The sequence below is a fragment of the Thermomonas sp. genome (assembly GCF_025993755.1).
Taxonomy (GTDB): domain Bacteria; phylum Pseudomonadota; class Gammaproteobacteria; order Xanthomonadales; family Xanthomonadaceae; genus Thermomonas.
The window spans coordinates 1-22186 of record NZ_JAMQHN010000088.1; the positions used below are offsets into that span (position 1 = coordinate 1).

Here is a 22186-nt window from a genome sequence, read left to right on the forward strand (position 1 = left end):
CCCCCCGCCACGACTGCCAACGCCTCACTGGCCCCAGCAGCTTCCACCGCTACGCCAAGCCCGCGCCCTGGGTGACTCTCCGCAGGGCCAGCGCAAACCCACGCATGTGCCCTGCGGTTGGCATTGCCTTGCCACGATTCAGAAAGCGCTCCGGCAACTCCTGAACGCATCGAACCGGTGCTCTCCCGTCCCCTTTCCCATCGCCATGGCAACGTTGATCTGATCGGCAGCCCGGATGATGTCCGCGCCCACGAAGCTGGAGAAGCCCGGCGGCTTGACCGCATACCACGTCAGGCAGTTGCGCAGCAGCGCGCCTCCCTTCGGCCACTGCGCGTCGAGCCAGCCAAGATGCGGCGCAAGGATCTCCAGGGTCAGCGCCTCGTGCTGCACCCACCGGCCCAACATCGGGCGAGAAGGCCCTTCCCCGACCGTCTCGATCTTCCCAATGTCATGCATCAGCGCCCCAGCCGTGATGATGTCGCGCAGCTCCGGATCGACTTCATGCGACAAATCGATGGAGACCTGCGCCACGCCCACGCTGTGCTCCAGCAATCCGCCTTTGTAGTTGTGGTGATGATTGGCACTCGCACGGCTCCGCATGAACCGGCCTGCGATGTGCGGATCCGTGAAGACGCGTCCAAGAAACATCCGGACGCACTCCGGCTCGATCCTATTGAAAATTTCCACCAGCTCATCCAGCGCCGGCTGGACCGGCTCCGGCACGCCGGAGCGCGGGAACAGCGCCGGGCCAAGCCGATACATCTCATTCTCCATGAGGGGTTCTGCGGTCCTGCCCTCCAGCCACAGCCGGCCATCCAGGAAACGGTGGCTGACCGTGCTTTCGAACAGCGCCCCATTGTCCGGGCGATTGAGCGCCCACCGGTCCCAGTCGAACTCCACGCGGAGCTTGGCGGTGCCCGAGAAATCCTCGACGTCCAGCTGGACGTACTCCTCTCCATCCTCATCCCTGAGGTAGCGCACCCTCTGCAAGCAAAACCGGACCAGCTCCCGCCCCGCGGGGCGCTGTTGCAAACTGCGAAGGCTCATTTGGCTTCCTCCTTTCCATCCTTGGTGTGTTGCGATTCATCCAGCAGACGCTCGAATGCGGAGCCGTCGTTGCGCGTCACGTCCTTCACCCAGCGTGCGTAGACCCGAAACAGCATCTCGACGTTGGAGTGGCCCAGCTGGCGGGCGACCCACAGCGGGTTCTCGCCCGCCGTCAGCCACAACGTCGCGCAGGTGTGGCGCAGTTGGTACGGACGGCGGCGCCGGAACCTCCGCCACGCCGTCCTTCCAGTACCACTTCGCCAGCAGCCGATGCAGGTGGATTGGCGACCATTCGCGGATCACCAGTTCGTTTTCGACGACAACACGTTCCAACTCGCGCCCCAAACCCTGCGCGGCGGGATTGAGGGAAAACTCCTCCCAGCCTGCTTCATCCAGACCGCCGCCACGCCTTTCCATCTGCACAGGCACAACCAGCCAGCGCCACGCTTCACGCACCATGCGCAGCAAGGTTTCGGCCGCCTGTTCGCGGCCTTGCGTCGCCTGCCGCTGCTGGTGGTTGTCCAGCGTCAGCCGCAGGTCCCTGATGTCCGACTCGATCGAACGCCAAGCCAGCAGCATTCGTACGGTGTCCTTGACGCGATTGACCTGGTCGAAGTCCGGAGCAAGAAACAGCAGGCGATTCTGTTTCTGCCGCGGCTGTTCGCCGCGCGAACGCAACACACGCCGCGCCATGTCGCGCGCCGGATTCGGGCCGGCGCGCGTGAACGCCGCCGAAGGCGGCAGAACCACCAACCGCAGCTCCCAATCGTCGGGAATGTCGGCATCCGGTGTGAACACGTGCACCGCATCGAACGGGGATCGTCGCGGTTGGTGCCACCATGGATTTGGACCACTGCCTCCGGCTTGCCCAGCAGATTGATAATCCTGTTGGCCAGGTAGCTCAACGTATCGCGGTGCTCGGTGAAGATGATGATCTTGCGGCGGTTGCCACCGGCATCGAACATCAACGCATTGTCTTGCAGGATCTGCGACAGCTGGCGCCACTTCTGGTCACTGCCGCTTTCGTAGAGTGCCCGGGCTTCAGCTTCCAGCGCGCGCAGGGTGAACAGTTCGGCCTCCATCTCGACGATGGTGTCGGCGGTGCTCGCCTGCTCCACCGCCTGGTCGGCGACGTTCTCGAAGTCCTCCGGCGACAGCTCGTCCTCGGCCTCGTCCAGATCGTCCGGCACGTCAATAGCCACCCGCTTTCCGTAGAACGATCGCTCCTCGCCGGCACGGTTGCCACGGGCAATGAGCTTGGCTTCCTCCAGGCGTTCTTCCAGCCGCTTGCGACGGCGCAGCAGTGATTGGTAGATGGCCGCCGGACTGGAGGCCAGGCGGCGCTGCAGCTGGGTCAAGGCAAAACCGATGCTGGTGCGCTGCTTGCCGTCCAGTTGCTCGGCACGGTTCCACTCGTTGCGCACGTAATCCGAAACGTGGGCGTACAGCGCTTCCTCGGCCGGCGACAGGTCGTAGTTGGCGGTATAGGCCCGGCGCTGCGGGAACAGTTTGGTGCCATCGAACTTGAGCAGTTCCTCCTTGACGAGGCGCCGCATCAGGTCGGACACGTCCACCCGAGTGGCGCCTTCCCGGAACTTGCCGTAGAAGCGGTCGCCGTCGAGCAGCGCCATGAACAACTGGAAGTCCTCGTCCTTGCCGTTATGCGGCGTGGCCGTCATCAAAAGGAAGTGGCGGGAAATGGAGCCAAGCAGTTCAGCCAGTTCGTAGCGGTGGGTCTTCTTGATGTCGCCGCCAGAGAAGCTGGCCGAGCACTTGTGCGCCTCGTCGATGACAACCAGATCCCAATACGAGGCGCGCAGCTTCTCCTGCAAATCGTCGTTGCGTGCCAACTGGTCCAGCCGCGCGATCATGTAGTCGGTCTGGGTAAAAGCATTGCCGTTTGCCGACAGCTCCTGCTGCTCGCGACTGAACAGCGTGAATTCCAGACCAAACTTGTCGCGCAGTTCGTCTTGCCACTGGCCGGACAGCGCGCCGGGCGAGACCACCAGGATCCGCTGCGCATCGGAGCGCATGATCAGCTCCCGAATCAGCAAGCCCGCCATGATGGTCTTGCCAGCACCAGGATCGTCTGCCAGCACGAAGCGCAACGGCTGGCGCGGCAGCATGGCCTCGTACACCGCGGAGATCTGGTGCGGCAAAGGCTCCACATCAGAGGTGTGCACCGCCATCATCGGATCGAACAGATGGGCGAAACGAATACGCAGGGCTTCGGCGGCCAATTGGAAAGCCTCGCCGCTGGCTGCGAATGACCAAGGACGTGTGACCGACGCGAGCGCCAGGGCGGCTTCGTCATCCCGCAGCAGCATCCGTTCCGCAATGGCTCCCGACAAAGTCCTGTAGACAAGACCGATGGCGTCAGGGCCTGCAGGCGTCACGGCGACGACGTCGACCGGCCCGGCAGGATCCACTCCTATCAACCGCTGTCCTTGGGCAATGTCCTCGATCTTCAAACCGCACACCCCACCAATGTCGACAAGGGATTCTAGAGCGATGCGTCAGGTCACGCGCACGCGCCAACTCCCCTGCATGAACCGCAGCAGACATGGGGCCCCGGTTTGGCTATCCCCAACTCGACACTCCCGGAAACCGGCGAGTTTTCGATTCCCCACCCAAGGTCCATCACAAACCCAAATCCGTTCCAGATGACCCCCAAGCGGAATGACCCCTTTTCCGCAAAGTTGGCACGGCACGCCGGACAAGGTGGCACGAAGATGGCACGAAAGTGGCACGGAACGCGGCGACTGACCCCAAAGCAAAAGGGCCAACGAGCGTTAACTCGTTGACCCTGTTGCGTTTTTGGTGGCGCGCCCGGAGAGATTCGAACTCCCGACCCCCAAGTTCGTAGCCTGGTGCTCTATCCAGCTGAGCTACGGGCGCAGAAGCGGAATTGTGATGCATCGCAGCACCTCGCGTCAACGCAAATTTCAGCGTGGACAGCGGCGTGAACGCGAATTGGCGGAGACTGAGGGATTCGAACCCTCGATGGAGCTTTTGACCCCATACTCCCTTAGCAGGGGAGCCCCTTCGGCCTCTCGGGCAAGTCTCCGGGTCGCGTTGCTGCGAGCCCGGAAGGATACAGGCTGCGCCGGAATCCGGCAATCGACCTCGCTCATCGCTGCGTCCACCGCAGCGACACGACCGACCTTCGACCGCCTGGGTCATCACGCTTCTTTTGCGGCCCACGCCGCAGACTGGCTGCAGTCGAGGAGGTGGCGCGATGCCAACGGAACCGAAATTCAAGGTGGGCGACCCTGTTCGCTGGAACTCCGAGGCCGGCGTTGTCTCGGGCCGCATCCTCCGGGTCCACACCCGTGACTTCGACTACAAGGGACACACCCACCACGCCAGTCCGGAAAAGCCGCAATACGAGATCCGAAGCGACAAGACCGACCACGTTGCCGCCCACTACGGCAAGGCGTTGACCAGAATCGACTGACGATCCACCCGCCGGTCAGGCAGGGAACGGCTCCCGCAGCGCTCCTGCGACCCAGGTGCCCAGCCAGACCAGCAGGAACCCGAGTACGAGGGTCGTGCCGAGGTAGCCGACCACCGCCCCGCTGCGCCCGCTGCGGCCCATCAGCAGGATCTCCAGCATCAGCGAGGAGTAGGTGGTCAGGCCACCGAGCAGGCCCACGATCAGGAAGGCACGCCAGTACAGCGCCTGCGGGCCGCGTCCTTCGAGCCAGACGGCGAGGAACCCGATCGCGAACGAACCCGACAGGTTCGCCGTCAGCGTCCCCCAGGGGATGCCCTCGCCCAGGTGCCGCAGCAGCCAGCCACCCAACCAGAATCGCCCCCCAGCGCCCAGTGCGCCGCCACACATCACCAACGCCAGCTGTTTCCACCAGATCGCCGTCAGCATGTCGCGCTCCTGCCTCGAGGCAGGCCAACGCCCGGCGCTCTGGTTTCCTGGAACATCGCTTATCCGTCGCGCAGGCTGGCAACCACCGGCGCTACCTGCGCCCGCCGGTCCAGCGCAGCGCCGAGTCGTTCCAGCTTTGCTGCCAATTCCGCGGGTGAATCGGCGCACAGGGTGGCGTGGCCCACCTTGCGACCCGGGCGCGGCCGTTTGCCGTAGTCGTGCCAGTGCAGGCCGGGTACCGCGAGCGCGGTCTTGCGGTCCGGCATCGCTCCGAGCCAGTTGAGCATGCAGGCTTGTCCGCGCATGGCGGTGCTGCCCAGCGGCAGGCCAAGTCCGGCCCGCAGATGGTTTTCGAACTGGCTGGCGTGGCTGCCTTCGATCGTCCAGTGTCCGGAGTTGTGCACGCGCGGTGCCATTTCGTTGGCCAGAAGTTCGCCGTCGTGCTCGAACAGTTCCAGCGCGAACACGCCGACGTACTCCAGCGCTTCCGCAAGCGTCCTGGCGTACGTCATCGCTTTCTCCCGGATCCCGGCGCTCGCCCGCGCGGGCGCGAGGCTGGCCGAGAGCACGCCGTCCACGTGCCAGTTCCTTGTCAACGGCCAGGCGCAAAATTCGCCGCTCCTGTCGCGCGCGGCGATGATGGACAGTTCGCGCTGGAAGGGCACGAAGCCCTCCAGGATCAGCCCGACCTCGGGGGCCTGCGGGCCCAGCGCAGACCATGCGGCCTGCACGTCCTCGGCGCTTCGAATGCGGTACTGGCCCTTGCCGTCGTAGCCAAGCCGGCGGGTCTTGAGAATGCTGGGGATGCCGATCGTGGCCACGGCCGCGTGCAGCTCGTCGAGAGTATCCACCGCGGCAAACGCCGTCACCGGGATGCCCAACTCCCGGAACAGGGACTTCTCGGACAGCCGGTCCTGGGACACGGCCAGCGCCCGGGGCGGCGGAAACACCGACCGCGTCGCCGCCAGCCACTCCGCGGCCGGCGCCGGGACGTTCTCGAAATCGAAGGTCGCCACGTCGATGCCTTCGACGAAACTCCGCAGCGCATCGGGGGCGTCGTAAGCGCCCACCGTCAGCGGCGCGAGCTGGCCGGCGCAGGCATCCGGGGCCGGGTCGAGCAATTTGAAGCGCAGGCCAAGCGGCGCGCCCGCCAGCACCAGCATGCGGGCAAGCTGGCCGCCGCCGAGGACGCCGACCGTGGGAATGCCCGAATCGTCCTGCAGGTCAGGTGCGGGGGTCATCGTTGTCGACGACATCCTGGGTCTGGCGCGCGCGGAAGGCGGCCAGCGCCGCGGCGATCGCCGGATGGTCGGCGGCCAGCAGCGCGGCGGCGAACAGTGCGGCATTGGTCGCACCGGCATGACCGATCGCGAAAGTCGCGACCGGGACGCCGGCCGGCATCTGCACGATCGACAGCAGCGAATCCAGGCCGTTGAGGGTGCGGCTCTGGACCGGCACGCCCAGGACCGGCACGGCGGTCTTGGACGCCAGCATGCCAGGCAGGTGCGCAGCCCCGCCGGCGCCGGCGATGATCGCCCGCAGGCCGCGTCCGGCGGCGCTGGCGGCGTATTCGAACAGCACGTCGGGGGTGCGATGCGCGGACACCACGCGCACCTCGTGCGACACGTCGAGGGTGTCGAGCGTCTGCGCCGCGCGCTGCATCGTTTCCCAGTCGGAGCGCGAGCCCATGACGATGCCCACCAGCGGGGCGGCATCGGTTCGGAGCGGTTCGGTCATGATGGCTTCGTTCGTCAAAGCGGCATTCTAGCGCGTTGGCCCGGGGCGTCGAGCCGGCGCAGCGGCACAAGGTCCCGCCATGCCGGCTTCGGCGATCGCATCGGGTGCTACCCTTGCGCGCAACACCCGACTGCGCACGTCCCATGGATCGCAAACTGCTCGACATCCTCGTCTGCCCCGCCACCCGCCAGCCGCTGGCGCTGCTGGAACCGGCCGGGCTGGAAGCGCTCAACCGCGCGATCCGGGCGGGCGCGGTCAAGCGCGGCGACGGCAGCGCGCAATCCGACGCCTTGCAGGAGGCGCTGGTGACCCGCGACCGCAAGACCGTGTACCGAATCGACGACGGCATTCCGGTCCTGCTGATCGAGGACGGCCTGGCCACTACGCAGGTCGACGGCTTCCCGGGCGCATGACCCACGCTCCCGCACCTTCCGCCGAGGCCATCGCCGCTGACGTTGCTGCCGCGCTGGCCGAGGATCTGGGCAGCGGCGATGCCACCGCCGCGTTTCTGGACGATGCGCCGGATCGCGCGCGCCTGCTTTGCAAGGAGGATTGCGTCATCGCCGGGCGCCCCTGGTTCGACGCCTGCCACCGCGCGCTCGATCCGCAGGCGCGAATCGATTGGCGCTGCGCCGAAGGCGACGCCATCCGGGCCGGCACGGTGGTCGCCTCCTTGGAGGGGCGTCGGCGCGCCCTGGTCAGCGCCGAGCGCGCCTCGCTCAATTTCCTGCAAACCCTGTCCGGTACCGCCACCACCACCGCCCGCTACGTGGACGCGGTGCGCGGCACCGGCGCGCGCATCCTCGACACCCGCAAGACCCTGCCCGGGCTGCGGATGGCGCAGAAGTACGCGGTGCGCGTCGGCGGCGGCGACAACCACCGCATGGGGTTGTTCGACGCGGTGATGCTGAAGGAGAACCACATCCACGCCTTCGGCTCGGTGGCGTCGGCCATCGCGCGGGCGCGCGCCCTGCATCCACGGCTGCCGCTGATCGTTGAGGTGGAAACGCTGGACGAACTGCGTGCGGCGCTGGAAACCGGATGCACGCGGATCCTGATCGACGATTTCGATGCCGCCACCCGGCGCGAGGCGGTGCGCATCGCCAGGGCCGCGCCGTTCGACGGCCGCATTCCACTGGAGGTGTCCGGCGGCGTCGATCTGGAGCACGTTCGCGCCATCGCCGAGGACGGCGTGGACTGCATCTCGATCGGCGCGTTGACCAAGCACGTCCACGCCATCGATTTCTCGCTGAAGCTCGTGGACGATTGAAAAGCATCTGGACGCGAATGAAACGCCGGCAGAACTGATCCGCGCCCAAGAAGTGAAGGCAGCCGAATCGTTCATGGCCGAGGCAACCGGCCTGCCCGCTTGCAAGCGGGCGCAAACGTCACCACAGTAGCTCCATGCCGACGCTGCTCGTCCTGATGATCGTTGGCGCAGCGGCGTTCTTCTTCTTCACCGCCGCCCGCGCCGCCGCCGAACGCGCCACCGAGATTGGCCGCGACGCCTGCGCTGCGGCCGGCGTGCAGTGGCTCGACCAATCGGTGCACGCCTCCGGCCTGCGCCTGCGCCGCAAACCCGGCGGCTGGCTCGGGCTGGAGCGCCGGTTCCGGTTCGAGTATTCCGAAGACGGCCACGACCGCCACGTCGGCCAGCTGGTGCTGCTCGACGGCCGTCTGGTCGGCTTCAGCGGCCCGAGCCGCGCCGCGCAGACCGTCGTGCAAGCCCTGACGAACTGAGGCAGCTCCGGCACAGCCGTTCGGGCCGATCCTGCCCCGAAATCCCGCTATCATGCGTCCGCCGGACGGCGACGCAACGGAACGCGCGGCAGGGAGAAACTGCGCGTGGGGCTGGTATCCGTCGAATTCGGCTTTTTTTTCGTGGCTTTCTTTGCCCTGTACTGGGCGTTCTGGCGCCATCCGCGGGCGCAGTACGGGCTGCTCACGCTCACCAGCCTCGGCCTGCTGTGGCACTACGCCACGCCGGTGGCCTGCGCCGCGTTCGTCGGCTTCACCGTATTCGCATGGCTGGTATCGCGGGGCATGGACGCCTTGCCGAAACTGCCACGCCTGGCTTGGCTGTGGATCGGGATCGGCGGCGGCGTGGCGCATCTGGCGTTCTGGAAATACGCCGAATTCTTCCGGGTGCCGCTGCGCGAAGCGCTGGCCGCGCAGGGCATCGCGTCCGGCGCGCTGGACGTCACCTGGCTGCTGCCGCTGGGCGTGTCCTACTACACCTTCCAGGGCATCAGCTACCTGCACGCGCGCTATCGGAAGGACATCGACGCTGCGCAGCGGTTTTCGCTGTTCGACCTGCTCGGCCACTTCGGGCTGTTCCTGACCATCACCTCGGGCCCGATCCTGCGCGCCCGCAACGCCAGGCATCTCACCGATTTCGAAGGGCAAGAATGCAACGCGCTCGACCAGATCGGACAGACCACGCCGCGCAAGGTGCTGGCGCCGACGCTGGCGCTGACGCTGGTGCTGCTGGCCCTGGCGAAGAAATGGTGGCTGGCCGGCTGGCTTGCGGAAACCATCGTCGATCCGGTGTTCGCCAACCCCGCGCAGTTCCAGTCGCTGGACGTGCTGGCCGCGATCTACGGCTACACGCTGCAACTGTTCTTCGATTTTTCCGGCTACAGCGATCTCGTGGTCGGTCTGGGAATGCTGCTGGGCCTGCGCATTCCGGTCAATTTCCGCGCGCCGCTGCTGGCGTTCAACATCCGCCAGTTCTGGGACCGCTGGCATATCAGCCTGTCGGTGTGGATCCGCGACTATCTCTACATTCCGCTGGGCGGCAGCAAGCAAGGCTTCTCCCGCACCCAGCTCAACCTGTTCATCGCTCTCGTGCTGTCCGGCCTGTGGCACGGACAGGGCTGGAATTTCGCGCTGTGGGGCTTCCTGCACGCCACCGCGCTGGTGCTGCTGAACGTCGGCGACCGGCTGCTGGGCGGGCGCGAAAAACTGGCGGCGCTGGGCTGGGCGGGCAAGGCGCTGGGCGTGTTCGTGACCGTCAACTTCGTCTGCTTCGCCTTCGTATTCTTCCGTACCACCCACCTCGCCGACGCCATCGCGATCTTCCGCGCGCTGTTCGGCAACCTGCTGGACGTGCCGATCGCCACCGATGCGCCGCTGTTGCTTGCTGCCATGTTGTTCGCGCTTCTGGCCTACCCGTGGCTGGCGCGGGCGCCGGCCCGCTACGCAGGCACGCTGGAAAAGATGCCGGACTGGCTGCGACCGTTGCCGCTGCTGGCCACGCTGGCCGTGATCGCCGTGCTGGCTCCGTCCGGCGTGCCGGGGTTCATCTATGCGAACTTCTGAGGCCCCGATGCAAGCTTCCGCGCCCGCCGCAGACCGCTCCGGCGCGCCGGCGACGTGGATGATCCTGACCCTGCTGGCGCTGGGAATGCTGTGGTTGATGCAGGGCTCGCTGGCGGTCTATGTGCAGCAGCAATACCACCGCCCCTCGCCGCTCGGCGGACTGACGCACGCGCCCGGCTGGAACGCGGGAGCCACCCTCTGGAAGTCCCTGGAAGGGGCGCACGCGGCCGTGCGCGACGGCACCGGCGCCACTTCGGATGCGCTGCGCGGCTGGCTCAACGCACACATCGTCCTGACGCCGCGCTACTGGGCGAAACAGCGGCAGGAGCAGGCCAGGATCGCCCGCGAAAAGCGGGAAGCCGAACGCCAGTACCGGCTGGCGCTGGCGCGCGACGCGGCGCTGGCCGAACAGATCCGGGTGCGCAACTACCTGACCCTCGCCGCCCCCGGCAAGGTGCTGTTCGCCGGCGATTCGCTGATGCAGGGCGTTGCCCCGCCGTTCCAACGCAGCCTGCGCGTCGACCACGGCATCGACAGCGTCAACCTGAGCCGGCAAAGCACGGGACTGGCGTATCCGTCCGCGTTCGACTGGCCGCAGACCATCGAGGACGCGCTCGCCGCCGACGCATCGATCCGGCTGCTGGTGGTGATGCTCGGCCCGAACGATCCCTGGGACATGCCGGATCCGGAACACCCCGGCGGCCGCTATCTCAAGTTCGAGACGCCCCAGTGGGAAGCGGTGTACCGGGGGCGCGTGGCGCGCATCCTCGATGCCGCCAAGGCGCACGACGTCAGCGTGCTGTGGATCGGCGCGCCGGGCATGAAGCGCGAGCAACTGGACGCCCAGATGGCCTGGCTGATGCCGGTCATCCGGGACGAGGTGACTCGCCACGGCGCGGTGTTCGTGGATACCCGTCCGCTGCTGTCCATCCCCGACCAGCCCTGGAGCGACGCGATTCCGATCGATGGCGTCATGACCAAGATGCGCAGCGGCGACGGCATCCATTTCACGCCGGCCGGACAGAACTACATCGCCCGCCACGTGCAGGCGATGCTCACGATAAAATGAGCCATGGCTCATTCGACCTGCACCCCGTGACGCACCCGGTCCGGGCACTTTCCCGCGTTTTCGCCGCCGGCCTCGCTGGCGGGATGCTGGCCCTGCTGCCTCTGGGACACGCCGACGCCAGCGTCGTGTGCAAGCGAGTCGGCGCCGACGGCGCCAACGAATACAGGAATTTCGCGCGCTGCCCCAGCGGCTGGGACAAGGTGGCCGACTACCACCCGGTAGCCCCCAGCCCGCCGCCCGTCCAGACCGATGCCCCACAAGCCGCGCCGGCGCCGGCTCCCACCGCCACGCCGGACGCGCTGCCGCCCCTCTCCGGCAGCAACGCCAGCCTGCAGGATTTCGGCGATCCCAACGCCGCCGCGGTTCTGGCGCGGCTGCGTTCCGGGCCGGGCACGTCGTTCCGCTACCTGCAGATCGGCGACTCGCACACCGCCGGCGACTTCCTGACCGAGCGCCTGCGGCTGCGCTTCCAGCAGCGGCTCGGCGACGGCGGCATCGGCTGGGTGACGCCGATGCAGATCCCCGGCCAGCGCATGGCGCGCGTCAGCTTCACGCAAGCGGGGTGGCAGCTGATCAGCAGCCGCAGTTCCGGCCCGGGCAACGACTATCCTTTCGGCGGTTTCATCGCACAGGTGAGCGGAGCCTTCGCCACTCTGACGCTGACTCCGCGCTACCTGACATCACGCCAGTCGGTGACGGTACTGCTCCGGCAGGGCCCGCTGGACGCGCCGCTGACCGTCACCGACGCGAGCGGCGCCAGCTTCACGATCAAGAGTCCGGGCGTCGATGCGCAATGGCATCCGGTCCGCTTCGAAGCGCAATTGCCGATCACAGTGACGGCCACCCTCAGCCCGCAAACTGCGATCGGCGGCTGGTGGATGGAGAACCTCGGCCGCCCGGGCGCGATCGTGTCCGCGGCCGGCATCAACGGTTCCGAACTGGAACAGTGGAACCGCTGGCGCAACGGCTGGATGGACGACCTGACCGCCGCCCGTCCCGACCTCATCGCACTGGCCTACGGCACCAACGAGGCGTTTCGCACGACACTGGACCCGGAAGCCCTGCGCGCGACCCTGGTCGCGGCGATCGGCAGCCTGCGCCAGCGTTTCCCGGGCAGCGCCATCCTGATCGTCGGCGCGCCCGAATCGCTCAAAAGCCTTGCCGGTGGACGCTGCGGCACGCGTGCAGCCGGGCTGGACGCCGTGCAGGCCGTGCAGATCGCGGTGGCCCGGCAACAGCACACGCTGTACTGGGACTGGCAGCAGGCGATGGGCGGCCGTTGCAGCATGACGGGCTGGGTCGCCAGCGGCAAGGCGCGGCGCGACGGCGTGCACTTCAGCCGCGAAGGCTACGAGGCGCTGGCGGACGACCTGTTTTCCGGGCTGGCGCCCTGACACGGATCGCTACTTGACGATCCGCAGGTGGCCGCCGCGCTTGGGCGGCTCGGGCGCGTCGTCGGGATTGTCCGTCCCATCCGCCCCCTCCGGCGCGGCGGGCGTTTGTTCGACGGCGCTCGCCGAAGACGAGGACGCCGCCGGCCCGGTCGGTCGTTCCTCCGGCAGCGCCATGCCCTGCCCGCTTTCGCGGGCGTAGATCGCGATCACGGCCGCCATCGGGATCACCACAAGCTGCGAGACGCCACCGAACCGGGCGGAGAAGCGCAGTTCGTCGTTGTCCATCGTCAGCTTGGCGACCGCGCGCTCGGCGATGTTGAGCACCACCTGCCCGTCCTTCACCGTATGCGCCGGCACCCGCACGCCCGGCGCGCGGGCATTGACCAGCACATGCGGGGTCATGCCGTTGTCCACCACCCATTCGTAAAGCGCCCGCAGCAGGTAGGGACGCTGGCTGGTCATCACGGGCGCGGACGGTTCGCTCATCGGTGGCGCCGGCCCGCGCTCAGAGCACCAGCTCGCGCAGCTTCTTTTCCTGCTCGGTCAGGCTGCGCACGAATCCCGGGTTGCGGAAAATGCGGTTGCCGTAGTCCTCGATCACCTTGCCGTCCTTGGGCAGGCCCACGCCCAGCGCTTCCAGACGCCAGATGATCGGCGCCATCGCGCAGTCGGCCAGGCTCATTTCCGGGTTGAGGAAGAACTTATAGGCCTTGAACAGCGGCACCGATTGCGCCAGCAGTTCCTTCAGCCGCTTGCGGCCGGCATCGACCTGCTGCTTGTTGCCTAGCTGGATGGCCTGCACCTGCGGCACCCAGTCGTGTTCGATGCGCAGCATCGCCAGCCGCAGCCGCGCCCGCGCCAGCGGTTCCACCGGCATCAGCGGCGGGTGCGGATAGCGCTCGTCGAGGTATTCGCTGACCACGCTGGCGGCGTACAGCACCAGGTCGCGCTCGACCAGGGTCGGCACCGAATGGTAGGGGTTGAGGTCGATCAGATCCTCGGGCGGATCCTGCGGATCGACGGCGATGAAATCGTAGGTGACGCCCTTGGCGGCCAGCACCAGGCGCACGCGGTGGCAGACGACGTCATCGACGGCGGAAAACAGGGTCAGGGCATTACGCATGCGAGGACTCACGGCCATCATCGGAAACCACTCCCGCGTCCGGACAGGCCGAACGCACCCGCGTCGCCCGCACGATGCGGGCGACATTGAACCGCAACGCGGGCACGCCGGGACGCGCCGCGTCAATGAACGTCGCGCCAGTACTCCGACTTCAGCAGCATGGCGAGGAAAGCGAAAAACGCCAGGAACAGCACCACCCAGACGCCGATGCCCTGGCGCTTGAGCGCCGCGGGTTCGCCGGCATATTCGAGGAACGCGGCGATGTCGCGCGCGGTCTGGTCGAACTGCTGCGGCGTCTGGCTGCCGGGCTGGCTGAGCGTGAAGCCCTCGACCGGCGCATCGCCGGCCGCATCCTTCGGCCCGTACTTCGGCTGCTGTAGGCCCTGCAGCTGCCACAGCGGATTGGGCATCGACACGTTCGGGAACAGGGTGTTGTTCCAGCCGACCGGGCGGCTCTCGTCGAGATAGAAGGACTTGAGGTAGGTGTAGATCCAGTCCGGTCCGCGCACGCGCGCAATCAGGCTCAGATCCGGCGGCGCCTTGCCGAACGCGGCCACGCCCATTTCCGGGGTCATCGCCGAGATCACGTGGTCGCCGAACTTGCCGCCGGTGAAGTTCAGGTTCTGCATCACCTGGTCTTCGGTCAGGCCAAGATCCTCGGCCATCCGGGCATAGCGCACGTACTTGAGCGAATGGCAGCCGCTGCAGTTGTTCATGAACAGTGCGGCGCCGCGCTGCAGCGATGCGCGATCGTCGAGATCGGTACCCGACGGCTGCAGGTTGCCGCCTTCGTTGGCCAGCGCGGAGACGCTGAGCAGCAGCCCGGCGGCCGCAACCGCCATGCGGGACAGGAAATTCTTAGTCATGCATGGTCACCCGTTCCGGCACCGGCTTGGTCTTGTCGAGCTTCGACCACACCGGCATGGTGATGAAGAAGGCGAAATACAGGAAAGTCAGCACGCGGCCGATGATCGCCTCGACCGGATCGGTGCCCGGGCCGGCGCCGATCTTGGCCAGCCAGCAGAAGCAGACCACGAACATCATCAGCATCGTCCAGCTGAGCCAGCCGCGATAGCGGTAGGACTTGACCGGCGACTTGTCCAGCCACGGCACCAGGAACAGGCAGACGATCGCCCCGAACATCACCAGCACGCCCCACAGCTTGATCCCGAAGAACGACGGGATCACGCGCAGCATCGCGTAGTACGGGGTGAAGTACCACACCGGCTTGATGTGCGCCGGCGTCACCAGTTGGTTGGCGGCGGTGAAGTTGTCGTGTTCGAGGAACCAGCCGCCGAAGGTCGGCGCGAAGAAGATGACGAACGCCGAGATGCCGAGGAAGCAGACGACGAAGAACAGGTCCTTCACCGTGTAGTACGGATGGAACGGGATTCCGTCGGCCGGCGCGGTGGGCGACCAGCGGTTGCCCTTCGGGCCCTTCTTGATCTCCACGCCGTCGGGATTGTTGGAACCGACCTCGTGCAGGGCGAAGATGTGCAGCACCACCAGCAGCAGCAGCACCAGCGGCAGCGCGATCACGTGCAGCGCGAAGAAGCGGTTGAGGGTGGCGTCGCCGGGGTTGAAGTCGCCCATGATCCACTCGGTCAGCCCGCCGCCGACCACCGGAATGGCGCCGAACAGCGAGATGATCACCTTGGCGCCCCAGTACGACATCTGGCCCCAGGGCAGCACGTAGCCCATGAAGGCTTCGGCCATCAGCACCAGGTAGATCACCATGCCCAGCAGCCAGACCAGTTCGCGCGGCTTCTTGTAGCTGCCGTACATCATCCCGCGGAACATGTGCAGGTAGATGACGATGAAGAACATCGACGCACCGGTGCTGTGCATGTAGCGGATCAGCCAGCCCCAGTCGACGTCGCGCATGATGTACTCGACCGAGTCGAAGGCTTCCGCCGCGCTCGGCTTGAAGTGCATCGTCAGGAAGATGCCGGTGACGATCTGGTTGACCAGCACCACCAGCGACAGCACGCCGAAGATGTACCAGATGTTGAAGTTCTTCGGCGCGTAGTACTCGCTCATGTGCTTGCGGTACGCCGGCATCATGCCCGGCGCGCGCGCGTTGACCCAGTCCATGACGCCGTTGGCGGCGTCGCAGCAGACCTGCGTGATCTTGTTGGTCATGGCTTACGCGGCTCCCTTGCTCTGGGCGGCGGAAGGATCGACGCCGATCACCACCGTGTTGTCGTCCGCGAAGTGGTAGGGCGGCACCGGCAGGTTCATCGGCGCCGGCTGCGCCTTGAAGACGCGCCCGGAAATGTCATAGCGCGACTTGTGACAGGGGCAGAAATAGCCGCCCTTCCAGTTCGGATCGAACGGCTCGGGCTTGATCTCGGCGTGCAGTTCGGGCGCGCAGCCCAGATGCGTGCACACGCCGATCAACACCAGGATCTCCGGCTTGATCGAGCGGTTTTCGTTCTTGGCGTAGGTCGGCTGGTCGGACGCATCCGACTTCGGATCGGCCACCAGCGCGTCCATCTGCGGCAGGACGTCGAGCATCGCCTTGCTGCGCTTGGCGATGAACACCGGCTGGCCGCGCCAGGCGACGACCAGCTGCTGGCCTTCGGCCAGGGCGCTGATGTCCTGATTCACCGGAGCGCCGGCAAAGCGCGCACGCGCGCTCGGGCTCCACGACTTGATGAAAGGCACCGCCGCAAACCCCACGCCGACCGCACCCACGACCGACGTGGTCGCGGTGAGGAATCGGCGCCGGCCGTTGTCGACCTCTTCGTTGGCCATCCTGAACTCCGTTGTAGCCTGGACGCACCCGGCACCTTCGCGCCGGCACGCAAACGAACAAAAGACACGCAAGTTTAACGGAACGTTCAGCGAACCGACAATCCGCCCGTTGCCGAAGCCGCCGCCGGGGCCAGCGCGCTGCGATAGCGCTGGGCCAGAACGGCCACGCGTTGGACGTAGCGCTGGGTCTCGCTGTAGGGCGGCACGCCGCCGTAGCGATCCACCGCACCCTCGCCGGCGTTGTAGCCGGCCGCGGCCAAGGTGAGGTCGTTGTTGTAGCGCTTGAGCAGCCACGCCAGGTACTGCACGCCGCCGGCGATGTTCTGGCCGGCGTTGAAGGCGTCGGTCACCCCGAACCGGCGCGCCGTGCCCGGCATCAATTGCATCAGGCCCTGGGCCCCGGCGCGCGACAGCGCCAGCGGGTTGTAGGCCGATTCGGCATGGATGATGGCCCGCACCACCGCCACCTCGACCCCGTTGGCGGCCGCTGCGGCGCGAATCTCGGCGTCGTAGGCATCGGTGTTCAGGCGCAGGTTGCCGAAATTCACCCCCGGCAGGCTGCCGCAGGCATAGCAGGTCTGGATGTAGCTGTAGGCGATCGTGCGCACCGCCGTCGCCGGCACTCCGCGCGGCCGCACGCTGGTGTAGTTGCGCACGCCGTCCGCGCCGACGAAGGAATAGACCTGCCCGCGCACCACCCGGGGACCGGAGCTTGCGGGTGCGGGTGCGGGCGCAACGGCCACGACAGGCGCCGCTGCCGGCGCTGAAGGTGCGGTGGTCGCCGTCACGCCGGACACGGGCGCGACGCCGCCGGATGGGGCCGCTTCCCGACTGGGAGCCGCCATGGTCAGGTTGACCGGCACAGCCGTCGCCGCCGCCGGCGCCGCATGGCGCGGCCTGACGCGCTCCGGCCGGAAGCTGCTGACCAGCTTGCATTGGGCGCCCGAAACGCGCTTGCTGACGTAGCTGACGCTGCCGTCCGCGCTTTCGCAGCGATAAATCTGCCCTGCCCAAAGCGGCGCGGCCAGCGCAAGCAGCACCCCGGCAGTGGCAAGCCTCCCCAACATGGGGCCGAGTGTCGGCCCTTTGCCCGTGGATGGCAAGCCCTGCCCTAGCCCTTGCGCCCTGACGCCGCCGAACGGAACCGGCAATGCCTTAAACTGCCCGGTTGCACCGGCCCGGACTGTCCACCGCGCCCCGGAAAACCACCATGACCGACCTGCTTCCGCTCCCCGCCCTGCCCTCCAAGCGCCCGGCCAATCCCGGCGCGAAGAAGTTCTTCATCCAGACCTACGGCTGCCAGATGAACGAGTACGACTCGGCGCGCATCGCCGATCTGCTGGTGATCCAGGAAGGGATGGAGGAAACGAAGAACGTCGAAGACGCCGACCTGATCCTCGTCAATACCTGCTCGGTGCGGGAAAAGGCGCAGGAGAAGGTGTTCAGCCAGCTGGGGCGCTGGAAGCACCTCAAGCAGACCGACCGCCCGGTGGTGATCGGGGTCGCCGGCTGCGTGGCCTCGCAGGAAGGCGCCGCGATCCTCGACCGGGCGCCCTACGTGGACCTGGTGTTCGGCCCGCAGACCCTGCACCGGCTTCCGGAAATGCTGCGCCAGCGGCAGGCCACCGGCCAGTCGCAGGTGGACATCAGCTTCCCGGAAATCGAGAAATTCGACCGCCTCCCCGAGCCGCGCGCGGAAGGGCCGACCGCCTTCGTCTCGATCATGGAAGGCTGCTCGAAGTACTGCTCGTACTGCGTGGTGCCCTACACCCGCGGCGAGGAAATCAGCCGGCCGTTCGACAGCGTGCTCGACGAAGTGGCCGAACTGGCCGCGCAGGGCGTGCGCGAGGTCAACCTGCTGGGGCAGAACGTCAACGCTTACCGCGGCCGGCTGGGCGACGACGAGGCTACCGCCGACCTGGGCCTGCTGATCCGCACCATCGCGCAGATCGAGGGCATCGGGCGCATCCGCTTCACCACCTCGCACCCGCTGGATTTCTCCGACTCGCTGGTGGAGGCCTACCGCGACGTGCCCAAGCTGGCCAACTACCTGCACCTGCCGGTGCAGTCGGGCAGCGACCGCATCCTGTCGGCGATGAAGCGCGGCTACACCGCGCTCGAATACAAGCAGAAGATCCGCAAACTGCGCGCGGCACGGCCGGACATCAGCATCAGCTCGGACTTCATCGTCGGATTCCCAGGCGAAACCGCGATCGATTTCGAGAAGACCATGAAGTTGATCGCCGACGTCGGCTTCGACCAGAGCTTCTCGTTCATCTACTCGCGCCGGCCCGGCACGCCCGCGGCCGACCTCGCCGACGACGTGTCCAGCGCGGAAAAACACGCGCGACTCGAACGCCTGCAGAGGGACCTGACCGCGCGCGGGGCGGCGATCTCGCAGGCGATGGTCGGCACCGTCCAGAGCGTGCTGGTGGAAGGGCCGTCGAAGAAGAATCCCGAGGAACTGACCGGCAAGACCGAGAACATGCGCTCGGTGAACTTCCTGGCGCCGCCGCGCCTGATCGGCCAGTTCGTCGACGTGCGCATCACCGAGGCGATGAGCAACTCGCTGCGCGGCGAGGTGGTGACGAAATAGCCCGCACGCTGCGGGATTCGGCGCTCAGGCGCGGGCTTTCGGGTGCAGCAGCATCTCGATCGCCTTGCCCACTGCTGCAAAGGCGAACGCGCCCGTCACGTGCGTGGCCGCGCCGAGGCCGGCGCCGCAGTCCAGCTTCAAGGCCTCGTCCCTGCCCAGCGACGGACGCGCGCCGCAGACACTGCCGTCGGCCTGCGGATAGCGCACGTTCTCCAGCGAATACACCGCCGGCACACCGAAATAGCGGTCGGGGTTCTTCGGAAAATTGAATTCGCCGCGCAGCTTCTTGCGGATCAGCGACAGCATGGCATCGTGCTCGGTGCGCGACAGATCGCGCACCCGGATCTGCGTGACGTCGCTGCGCCCGCCCGCCGAGCCGACGGTGAGGATCGGCTGCTTGCGGCGGCGGCAGTACGCGATCATCTCGACCTTGCTGCGAAAACTGTCGCAGGCGTCCAGCACCAAGTCCGCCGGCGTTCCCAGCAGTTCGTCGAGGTTGGACGGCGTCAGGAACTTCGGCACCAGCGTCAGGGCGATATCGGGACGGATGCCGCGGCAGCGCTCGGCCATCGCCTCGATCTTGCTGCGTCCGTACTGCCCTTCCAGCGCCGGCAGCTGGCGGTTGGTGTTGGACACGCACAGCTCATCGGCGTCGATCAAGGTGAGCGCGCCCACGCCGCTGCGCGCCAGCGCTTCCACCGCCCACGAGCCGACGCCGCCGACGCCGACCACCGTCACCTTGCAACCCGACAGCCGCGCCAGCGCGCCGCGTCCGTACAGGCGGTCGATGCCGCCGAAGCGTTCGTTCAATGCGGTCTCCATCGCGCAAGTTTAAGGCGACTGCTGATCAAGGCCAGGAAGGGCTTGATCAGCATTGCCTTGACCGGGCAGCAACGACAAGCACGTGTGCAATTACCCGAAGAACCCAGCCCCCTGAGTCAGGGGGCGATTCGCGCCGCAGGCGCGAATGGGGGTATGGGAGACGTAATGAAATCCGGAATCGGCGAAGCAGATTCCGGCAACTCCTGGGCCACGCCAAGGAGTTGCAACCCGTGCTGCACTGCGCCATGCTGCGCCCAGTGCAGAAGCTAGAGTTTTTGCTCAATGCCCTCGACCCGCGTCATCAAGAAATATCCGAACCGGCGTCTGTACGACACGGAAATCTCCAGCTACATCACCATCGAGGACGTGCGTCAGCTGATCGTCGACGGCGAAACGCTGGAAGTGCGCGACGCCAAGACCGGCGAGGACCTGACCCGGCAGGTGCTGCTGCAGATCATCACCGAGCACGAACAGGAGGGGCAGCCGATGCTGTCCACCCAGTTGCTCAGCCAGCTGATCCGCTTCTACGGCGACTCGCTGCAGGGCTTCATGGGCAATTATCTGGAACGTTCGATGCAGCTGTTCCTCGAACAGCAGCAGCAGTTCCGCCAGCAGATGGGCGGCCTGCTCGGACAGACCCCGTGGACGATGCTCAACCAGCTCACCGAGCGCAACATGGCGCTGTGGAAGGATTTCCAGCAGAACCTCGGCAGCGGCATGGGCAGCGCCACCCACCCCGGACACGGCCGCGACGGCCGCACCGCCAAGGACGGCCGCAAGTGACGCCGTTTCACGGCAAGGCCTGACCGCCGCGCCGTCGCGGCCAGGAGCCGCCCGAAATCCGTGTGAACCGCCCGCTACCGCCGGAGTGTGCCTGTACGCGCCCTGGCGATGGCTTCAGTTCGCCGCCACCGGCTGCTTGCAGAACCGGGCCCGGTATTGCTCGGCCTTGGGCATCAGTTGTTCAAGATCATGGATGCGTGTGCCGGCGCTGGGATGGGTCGAGGCAAACTCCGGCGGCGCACCATTGCCGGATCTCTGGTCCATCCGCTGCCACAGCGGAATGGCCTGATGCGGATCGAAGCAGGCCGCCGCAGCCAGCATCAGTCCCAGTTCGTCGGCCTGGGTTTCCTGCGAACGCGCATAGGGCAAGGCGCTGCCCAGGCCATAGGCCGACATGACCGTTCGCAGGGTGCCCTGGTCCATGCCGCTGGCCGCGCCGGCCGCCTGCCCGATCTGCTCCAGCCGCTCGCGGGTCATGCGCTGCGCACCGTGGCGCAGCAGGGCGTGGGAGATTTCATGGCCCATCACCACCGCCATGGCGTCGGGGGTCTGCGCCACCGGGAGCAATCCGGTGTAAACCGCCATCTTGCCTCCCGGCAGGCAGAACGCGTTGACCTGATCGGATTGCAGCACCGTGACATCCCAGTCGAAGCTGCGCTCGATGTGGCTGGCCTGCATCTGGTGCTCGGCGGCCAGGGCGTCCGACACTTCCGGAATCACCGCGATCAGGCGATCGGCGATCGCGCGCACCTGCCTTGACGCCTCCGCATCCGCAGGCAAGGGACGCTCCTGCTGCAGCACCTCGCGATACGCCTGCAGCCCCAGCGCCTTTTCCTGCTCGGGCGAGATGCTGCGGTCGATCATCACCGTCTGCCCGGTCAGGGGATCGACGCTGCGGTTGGAATACCAGTACCAGCCGGCGTACAACGCGAACAGCACCAGCACCCAGATACGCAATCCGCCGCGCCGGCCCCCGTTCGGAATCTGATTCATCGCGTGCTCCTGTCGATCCCTGAAAGAGTGCCGCAGCCGTGCGGTGGCGTCAAAGCTGGCGCACCAGCCGGAAGCCGATCCGGGAATTGGTGACGTCGATGCCGCCGGCCACGCGCCATGCCGAGCGCAGCTGATCGGGCCCGCTGGCCCAGGAGCCGCCGCGGTACATGCGGGTGCGGCAGCCGGGATTGACCCAGGCGCCGCCGTTGGCCGGCGCGCGTCGGAACCCCTTGTGCCAGCAATCGGCGACCCATTCGCTGACGTTGCCGCCCATGTCGTACAGGCCGAAGGCGTTGCGCGCGAAACTGCCGACCGGCGCCGGCCCCCACCAGCCGTCGCCATAGTTCGGGAAGGCGTTGTTCCAATGCAGCCCGCGCGGGGACACGTCCTTGCCGCCGGCGATGTTGTCGACGCCCGCCGGCGGACCGCCATCGCCCCAGGAGAATCGCCCCTGCCCGCCGGCCCGCAGCGCGTATTCGAACTCGGCCTCGCTGGGCAAGCGATAGTGGCCGCCCGTCTGCTCCGACAGCCAGTTCGCGTAGGTTTCGGCATCCCAGGCCGTCACGTGCACCACCGGCATGTCGTCGGTCGCCGGCCGGCCATCGTAGCCGGAGCGCCAATCCACCCCGCTGACGCGGGCGAAATTGCCGCTGCGCACGTC

Annotated in this window: 24 protein-coding genes and 2 tRNA genes; 9 read left to right on the forward strand and 17 right to left on the reverse strand. The window is 67.0% G+C overall.

Features of this window, described 5'->3' with window-relative positions:
• Positions 1–138: 138 nt before the first annotated feature.
• The 5 genes from Q0X16_RS05880 to Q0X16_RS05900 form a co-directional block, all read right to left on the reverse strand.
• On the reverse strand, positions 139–1047 hold the full coding sequence (locus tag Q0X16_RS05880; RefSeq protein ID WP_297831876.1) for an HD domain-containing protein: 909 nt from the start codon (positions 1045–1047) through the stop codon (positions 139–141).
• Positions 1048–1083: 36 nt separating this feature from the next.
• Positions 1084–1626 carry a hypothetical protein gene (locus Q0X16_RS05885; protein ID WP_297831879.1) on the reverse strand — a complete coding sequence of 181 codons (543 nt, stop codon included), beginning with the start codon at positions 1624–1626 and terminating at the stop codon, positions 1084–1086.
• Positions 1575–3518 (reverse strand): DEAD/DEAH box helicase family protein, encoded by a 1944-nt coding sequence (locus Q0X16_RS05890; protein WP_297831881.1) that lies wholly within the window; start codon positions 3516–3518, stop codon positions 1575–1577. Before Q0X16_RS05890 ends, Q0X16_RS05885 begins: the two co-directional genes overlap by 52 nt.
• A gap of 350 nt (positions 3519–3868) precedes the next feature.
• Positions 3869–3945: transfer RNA gene (locus tag Q0X16_RS05895), tRNA-Arg, on the reverse strand.
• A gap of 76 nt (positions 3946–4021) precedes the next feature.
• Positions 4022–4114: transfer RNA gene (locus Q0X16_RS05900), tRNA-Ser, on the reverse strand.
• A 171-nt stretch (positions 4115–4285) separates the two neighbouring features.
• On the opposite strand from Q0X16_RS05900, the gene Q0X16_RS05905 reads away from it, so the two are divergent.
• Positions 4286–4504 (forward strand): DUF2945 domain-containing protein, encoded by a 219-nt coding sequence (locus Q0X16_RS05905; protein WP_297831883.1) that lies wholly within the window; start codon positions 4286–4288, stop codon positions 4502–4504.
• Between the two features lie 15 nt (positions 4505–4519).
• Here the strand turns inward: Q0X16_RS05905 and Q0X16_RS05910 are convergent, their stop codons facing one another.
• From Q0X16_RS05910 to purE, 3 genes are read right to left on the reverse strand one after another with little or no spacing between them, the layout of a single operon-like run.
• Positions 4520–4930, reverse strand: a complete 411-nt coding sequence (locus Q0X16_RS05910; protein WP_297831887.1) for a CrcB family protein — start codon at positions 4928–4930, stop codon at positions 4520–4522.
• A gap of 59 nt (positions 4931–4989) precedes the next feature.
• The gene (locus Q0X16_RS05915) at positions 4990–6135 is read right to left on the reverse strand and encodes a 5-(carboxyamino)imidazole ribonucleotide synthase (protein WP_297831944.1); all 1146 of its coding nucleotides are present in this window, start codon (positions 6133–6135) and stop codon (positions 4990–4992) included.
• A 19-nt stretch (positions 6136–6154) separates the two neighbouring features.
• Positions 6155–6667 carry a 5-(carboxyamino)imidazole ribonucleotide mutase gene (purE, locus tag Q0X16_RS05920; RefSeq protein WP_297831890.1) on the reverse strand — a complete coding sequence of 171 codons (513 nt, stop codon included), beginning with the start codon at positions 6665–6667 and terminating at the stop codon, positions 6155–6157.
• 143 nt (positions 6668–6810) lie between these two features.
• On the opposite strand from purE, the gene Q0X16_RS05925 reads away from it, so the two are divergent.
• The 6 genes from Q0X16_RS05925 (at position 6811) to Q0X16_RS05950 (ending at position 12451) form a co-directional block, all read left to right on the forward strand.
• Complete coding sequence (locus Q0X16_RS05925) at positions 6811–7080, forward strand: Trm112 family protein (RefSeq protein ID WP_297831894.1); 270 nt, start codon at positions 6811–6813, stop codon at positions 7078–7080.
• A complete protein-coding gene (nadC, locus tag Q0X16_RS05930; RefSeq protein ID WP_297831896.1) occupies positions 7077–7937 on the forward strand; it encodes a carboxylating nicotinate-nucleotide diphosphorylase in 861 nt (286 codons plus the stop codon). Before Q0X16_RS05925 ends, nadC begins: the two co-directional genes overlap by 4 nt.
• A 134-nt stretch (positions 7938–8071) precedes the next feature.
• Complete coding sequence (locus Q0X16_RS05935) at positions 8072–8407, forward strand: DUF3301 domain-containing protein (protein ID WP_297831899.1); 336 nt, start codon at positions 8072–8074, stop codon at positions 8405–8407.
• A gap of 105 nt (positions 8408–8512) precedes the next feature.
• Positions 8513–9988 carry an MBOAT family O-acyltransferase gene (locus Q0X16_RS05940; RefSeq protein WP_297831902.1) on the forward strand — a complete coding sequence of 492 codons (1476 nt, stop codon included), beginning with the start codon at positions 8513–8515 and terminating at the stop codon, positions 9986–9988.
• Between the two features lie 7 nt (positions 9989–9995).
• Positions 9996–11057 (forward strand): GDSL-type esterase/lipase family protein, encoded by a 1062-nt coding sequence (locus Q0X16_RS05945; RefSeq protein ID WP_297831905.1) that lies wholly within the window; start codon positions 9996–9998, stop codon positions 11055–11057.
• An 83-nt stretch (positions 11058–11140) separates the two neighbouring features.
• Entirely contained in the window at positions 11141–12451 is a 1311-nt protein-coding gene (locus tag Q0X16_RS05950) for an SGNH/GDSL hydrolase family protein (RefSeq protein ID WP_297831908.1), read from the forward strand.
• A gap of 9 nt (positions 12452–12460) precedes the next feature.
• On the opposite strand, the gene Q0X16_RS05955 is transcribed toward Q0X16_RS05950, so the two are convergent.
• The 6 genes from Q0X16_RS05955 to Q0X16_RS05980 all read right to left on the reverse strand — a co-directional run bounded on the left by Q0X16_RS05955 (position 12461) and on the right by Q0X16_RS05980 (position 17398).
• Positions 12461–12937, reverse strand: a complete 477-nt coding sequence (locus Q0X16_RS05955) for a ClpXP protease specificity-enhancing factor (RefSeq protein WP_297831911.1) — start codon at positions 12935–12937, stop codon at positions 12461–12463.
• Between the two features lie 19 nt (positions 12938–12956).
• The gene (locus Q0X16_RS05960; RefSeq protein WP_297831915.1) at positions 12957–13592 is read right to left on the reverse strand and encodes a glutathione S-transferase N-terminal domain-containing protein; all 636 of its coding nucleotides are present in this window, start codon (positions 13590–13592) and stop codon (positions 12957–12959) included.
• Between the two features lie 104 nt (positions 13593–13696).
• Positions 13697–14440 carry a cytochrome c1 gene (locus Q0X16_RS05965; protein ID WP_297831917.1) on the reverse strand — a complete coding sequence of 248 codons (744 nt, stop codon included), beginning with the start codon at positions 14438–14440 and terminating at the stop codon, positions 13697–13699.
• Positions 14433–15716, reverse strand: coding sequence for a cytochrome bc complex cytochrome b subunit (locus Q0X16_RS05970; protein WP_297831920.1), 1284 nt, complete (start codon positions 15714–15716; stop codon positions 14433–14435). The genes Q0X16_RS05965 and Q0X16_RS05970 overlap by 8 nt, the downstream gene beginning before the upstream one ends.
• A 3-nt stretch (positions 15717–15719) precedes the next feature.
• A complete protein-coding gene (gene petA, locus Q0X16_RS05975) occupies positions 15720–16331 on the reverse strand; it encodes a ubiquinol-cytochrome c reductase iron-sulfur subunit (RefSeq protein WP_297831923.1) in 612 nt (203 codons plus the stop codon).
• Positions 16332–16417: 86 nt separating this feature from the next.
• Entirely contained in the window at positions 16418–17398 is a 981-nt protein-coding gene (locus Q0X16_RS05980) for a lytic transglycosylase domain-containing protein (protein ID WP_297831925.1), read from the reverse strand.
• A gap of 143 nt (positions 17399–17541) precedes the next feature.
• On the opposite strand from Q0X16_RS05980, the gene miaB reads away from it, so the two are divergent.
• A complete protein-coding gene (miaB, locus tag Q0X16_RS05985) occupies positions 17542–18927 on the forward strand; it encodes a tRNA (N6-isopentenyl adenosine(37)-C2)-methylthiotransferase MiaB (protein WP_297831928.1) in 1386 nt (461 codons plus the stop codon).
• A gap of 24 nt (positions 18928–18951) precedes the next feature.
• Here miaB and Q0X16_RS05990 read toward each other — a convergent pair whose 3' ends face one another.
• Positions 18952–19749 (reverse strand): tRNA threonylcarbamoyladenosine dehydratase, encoded by a 798-nt coding sequence (locus Q0X16_RS05990; RefSeq protein ID WP_297831931.1) that lies wholly within the window; start codon positions 19747–19749, stop codon positions 18952–18954.
• Positions 19750–20031: 282 nt separating this feature from the next.
• On the opposite strand from Q0X16_RS05990, the gene phaR reads away from it, so the two are divergent.
• Positions 20032–20532, forward strand: a complete 501-nt coding sequence (phaR, locus tag Q0X16_RS05995) for a polyhydroxyalkanoate synthesis repressor PhaR (protein WP_297831934.1) — start codon at positions 20032–20034, stop codon at positions 20530–20532.
• 114 nt (positions 20533–20646) lie between these two features.
• Here the strand turns inward: phaR and Q0X16_RS06000 are convergent, their stop codons facing one another.
• Together Q0X16_RS06000 and Q0X16_RS06005 are read right to left on the reverse strand one after the other, a co-directional pair.
• On the reverse strand, positions 20647–21525 hold the full coding sequence (locus tag Q0X16_RS06000; RefSeq protein WP_297831938.1) for a M48 family metallopeptidase: 879 nt from the start codon (positions 21523–21525) through the stop codon (positions 20647–20649).
• A gap of 49 nt (positions 21526–21574) precedes the next feature.
• The coding region (locus Q0X16_RS06005) for an SUMF1/EgtB/PvdO family nonheme iron enzyme (RefSeq protein WP_297831941.1) at positions 21575–22186 on the reverse strand (612 nt) is incomplete at its 5' end.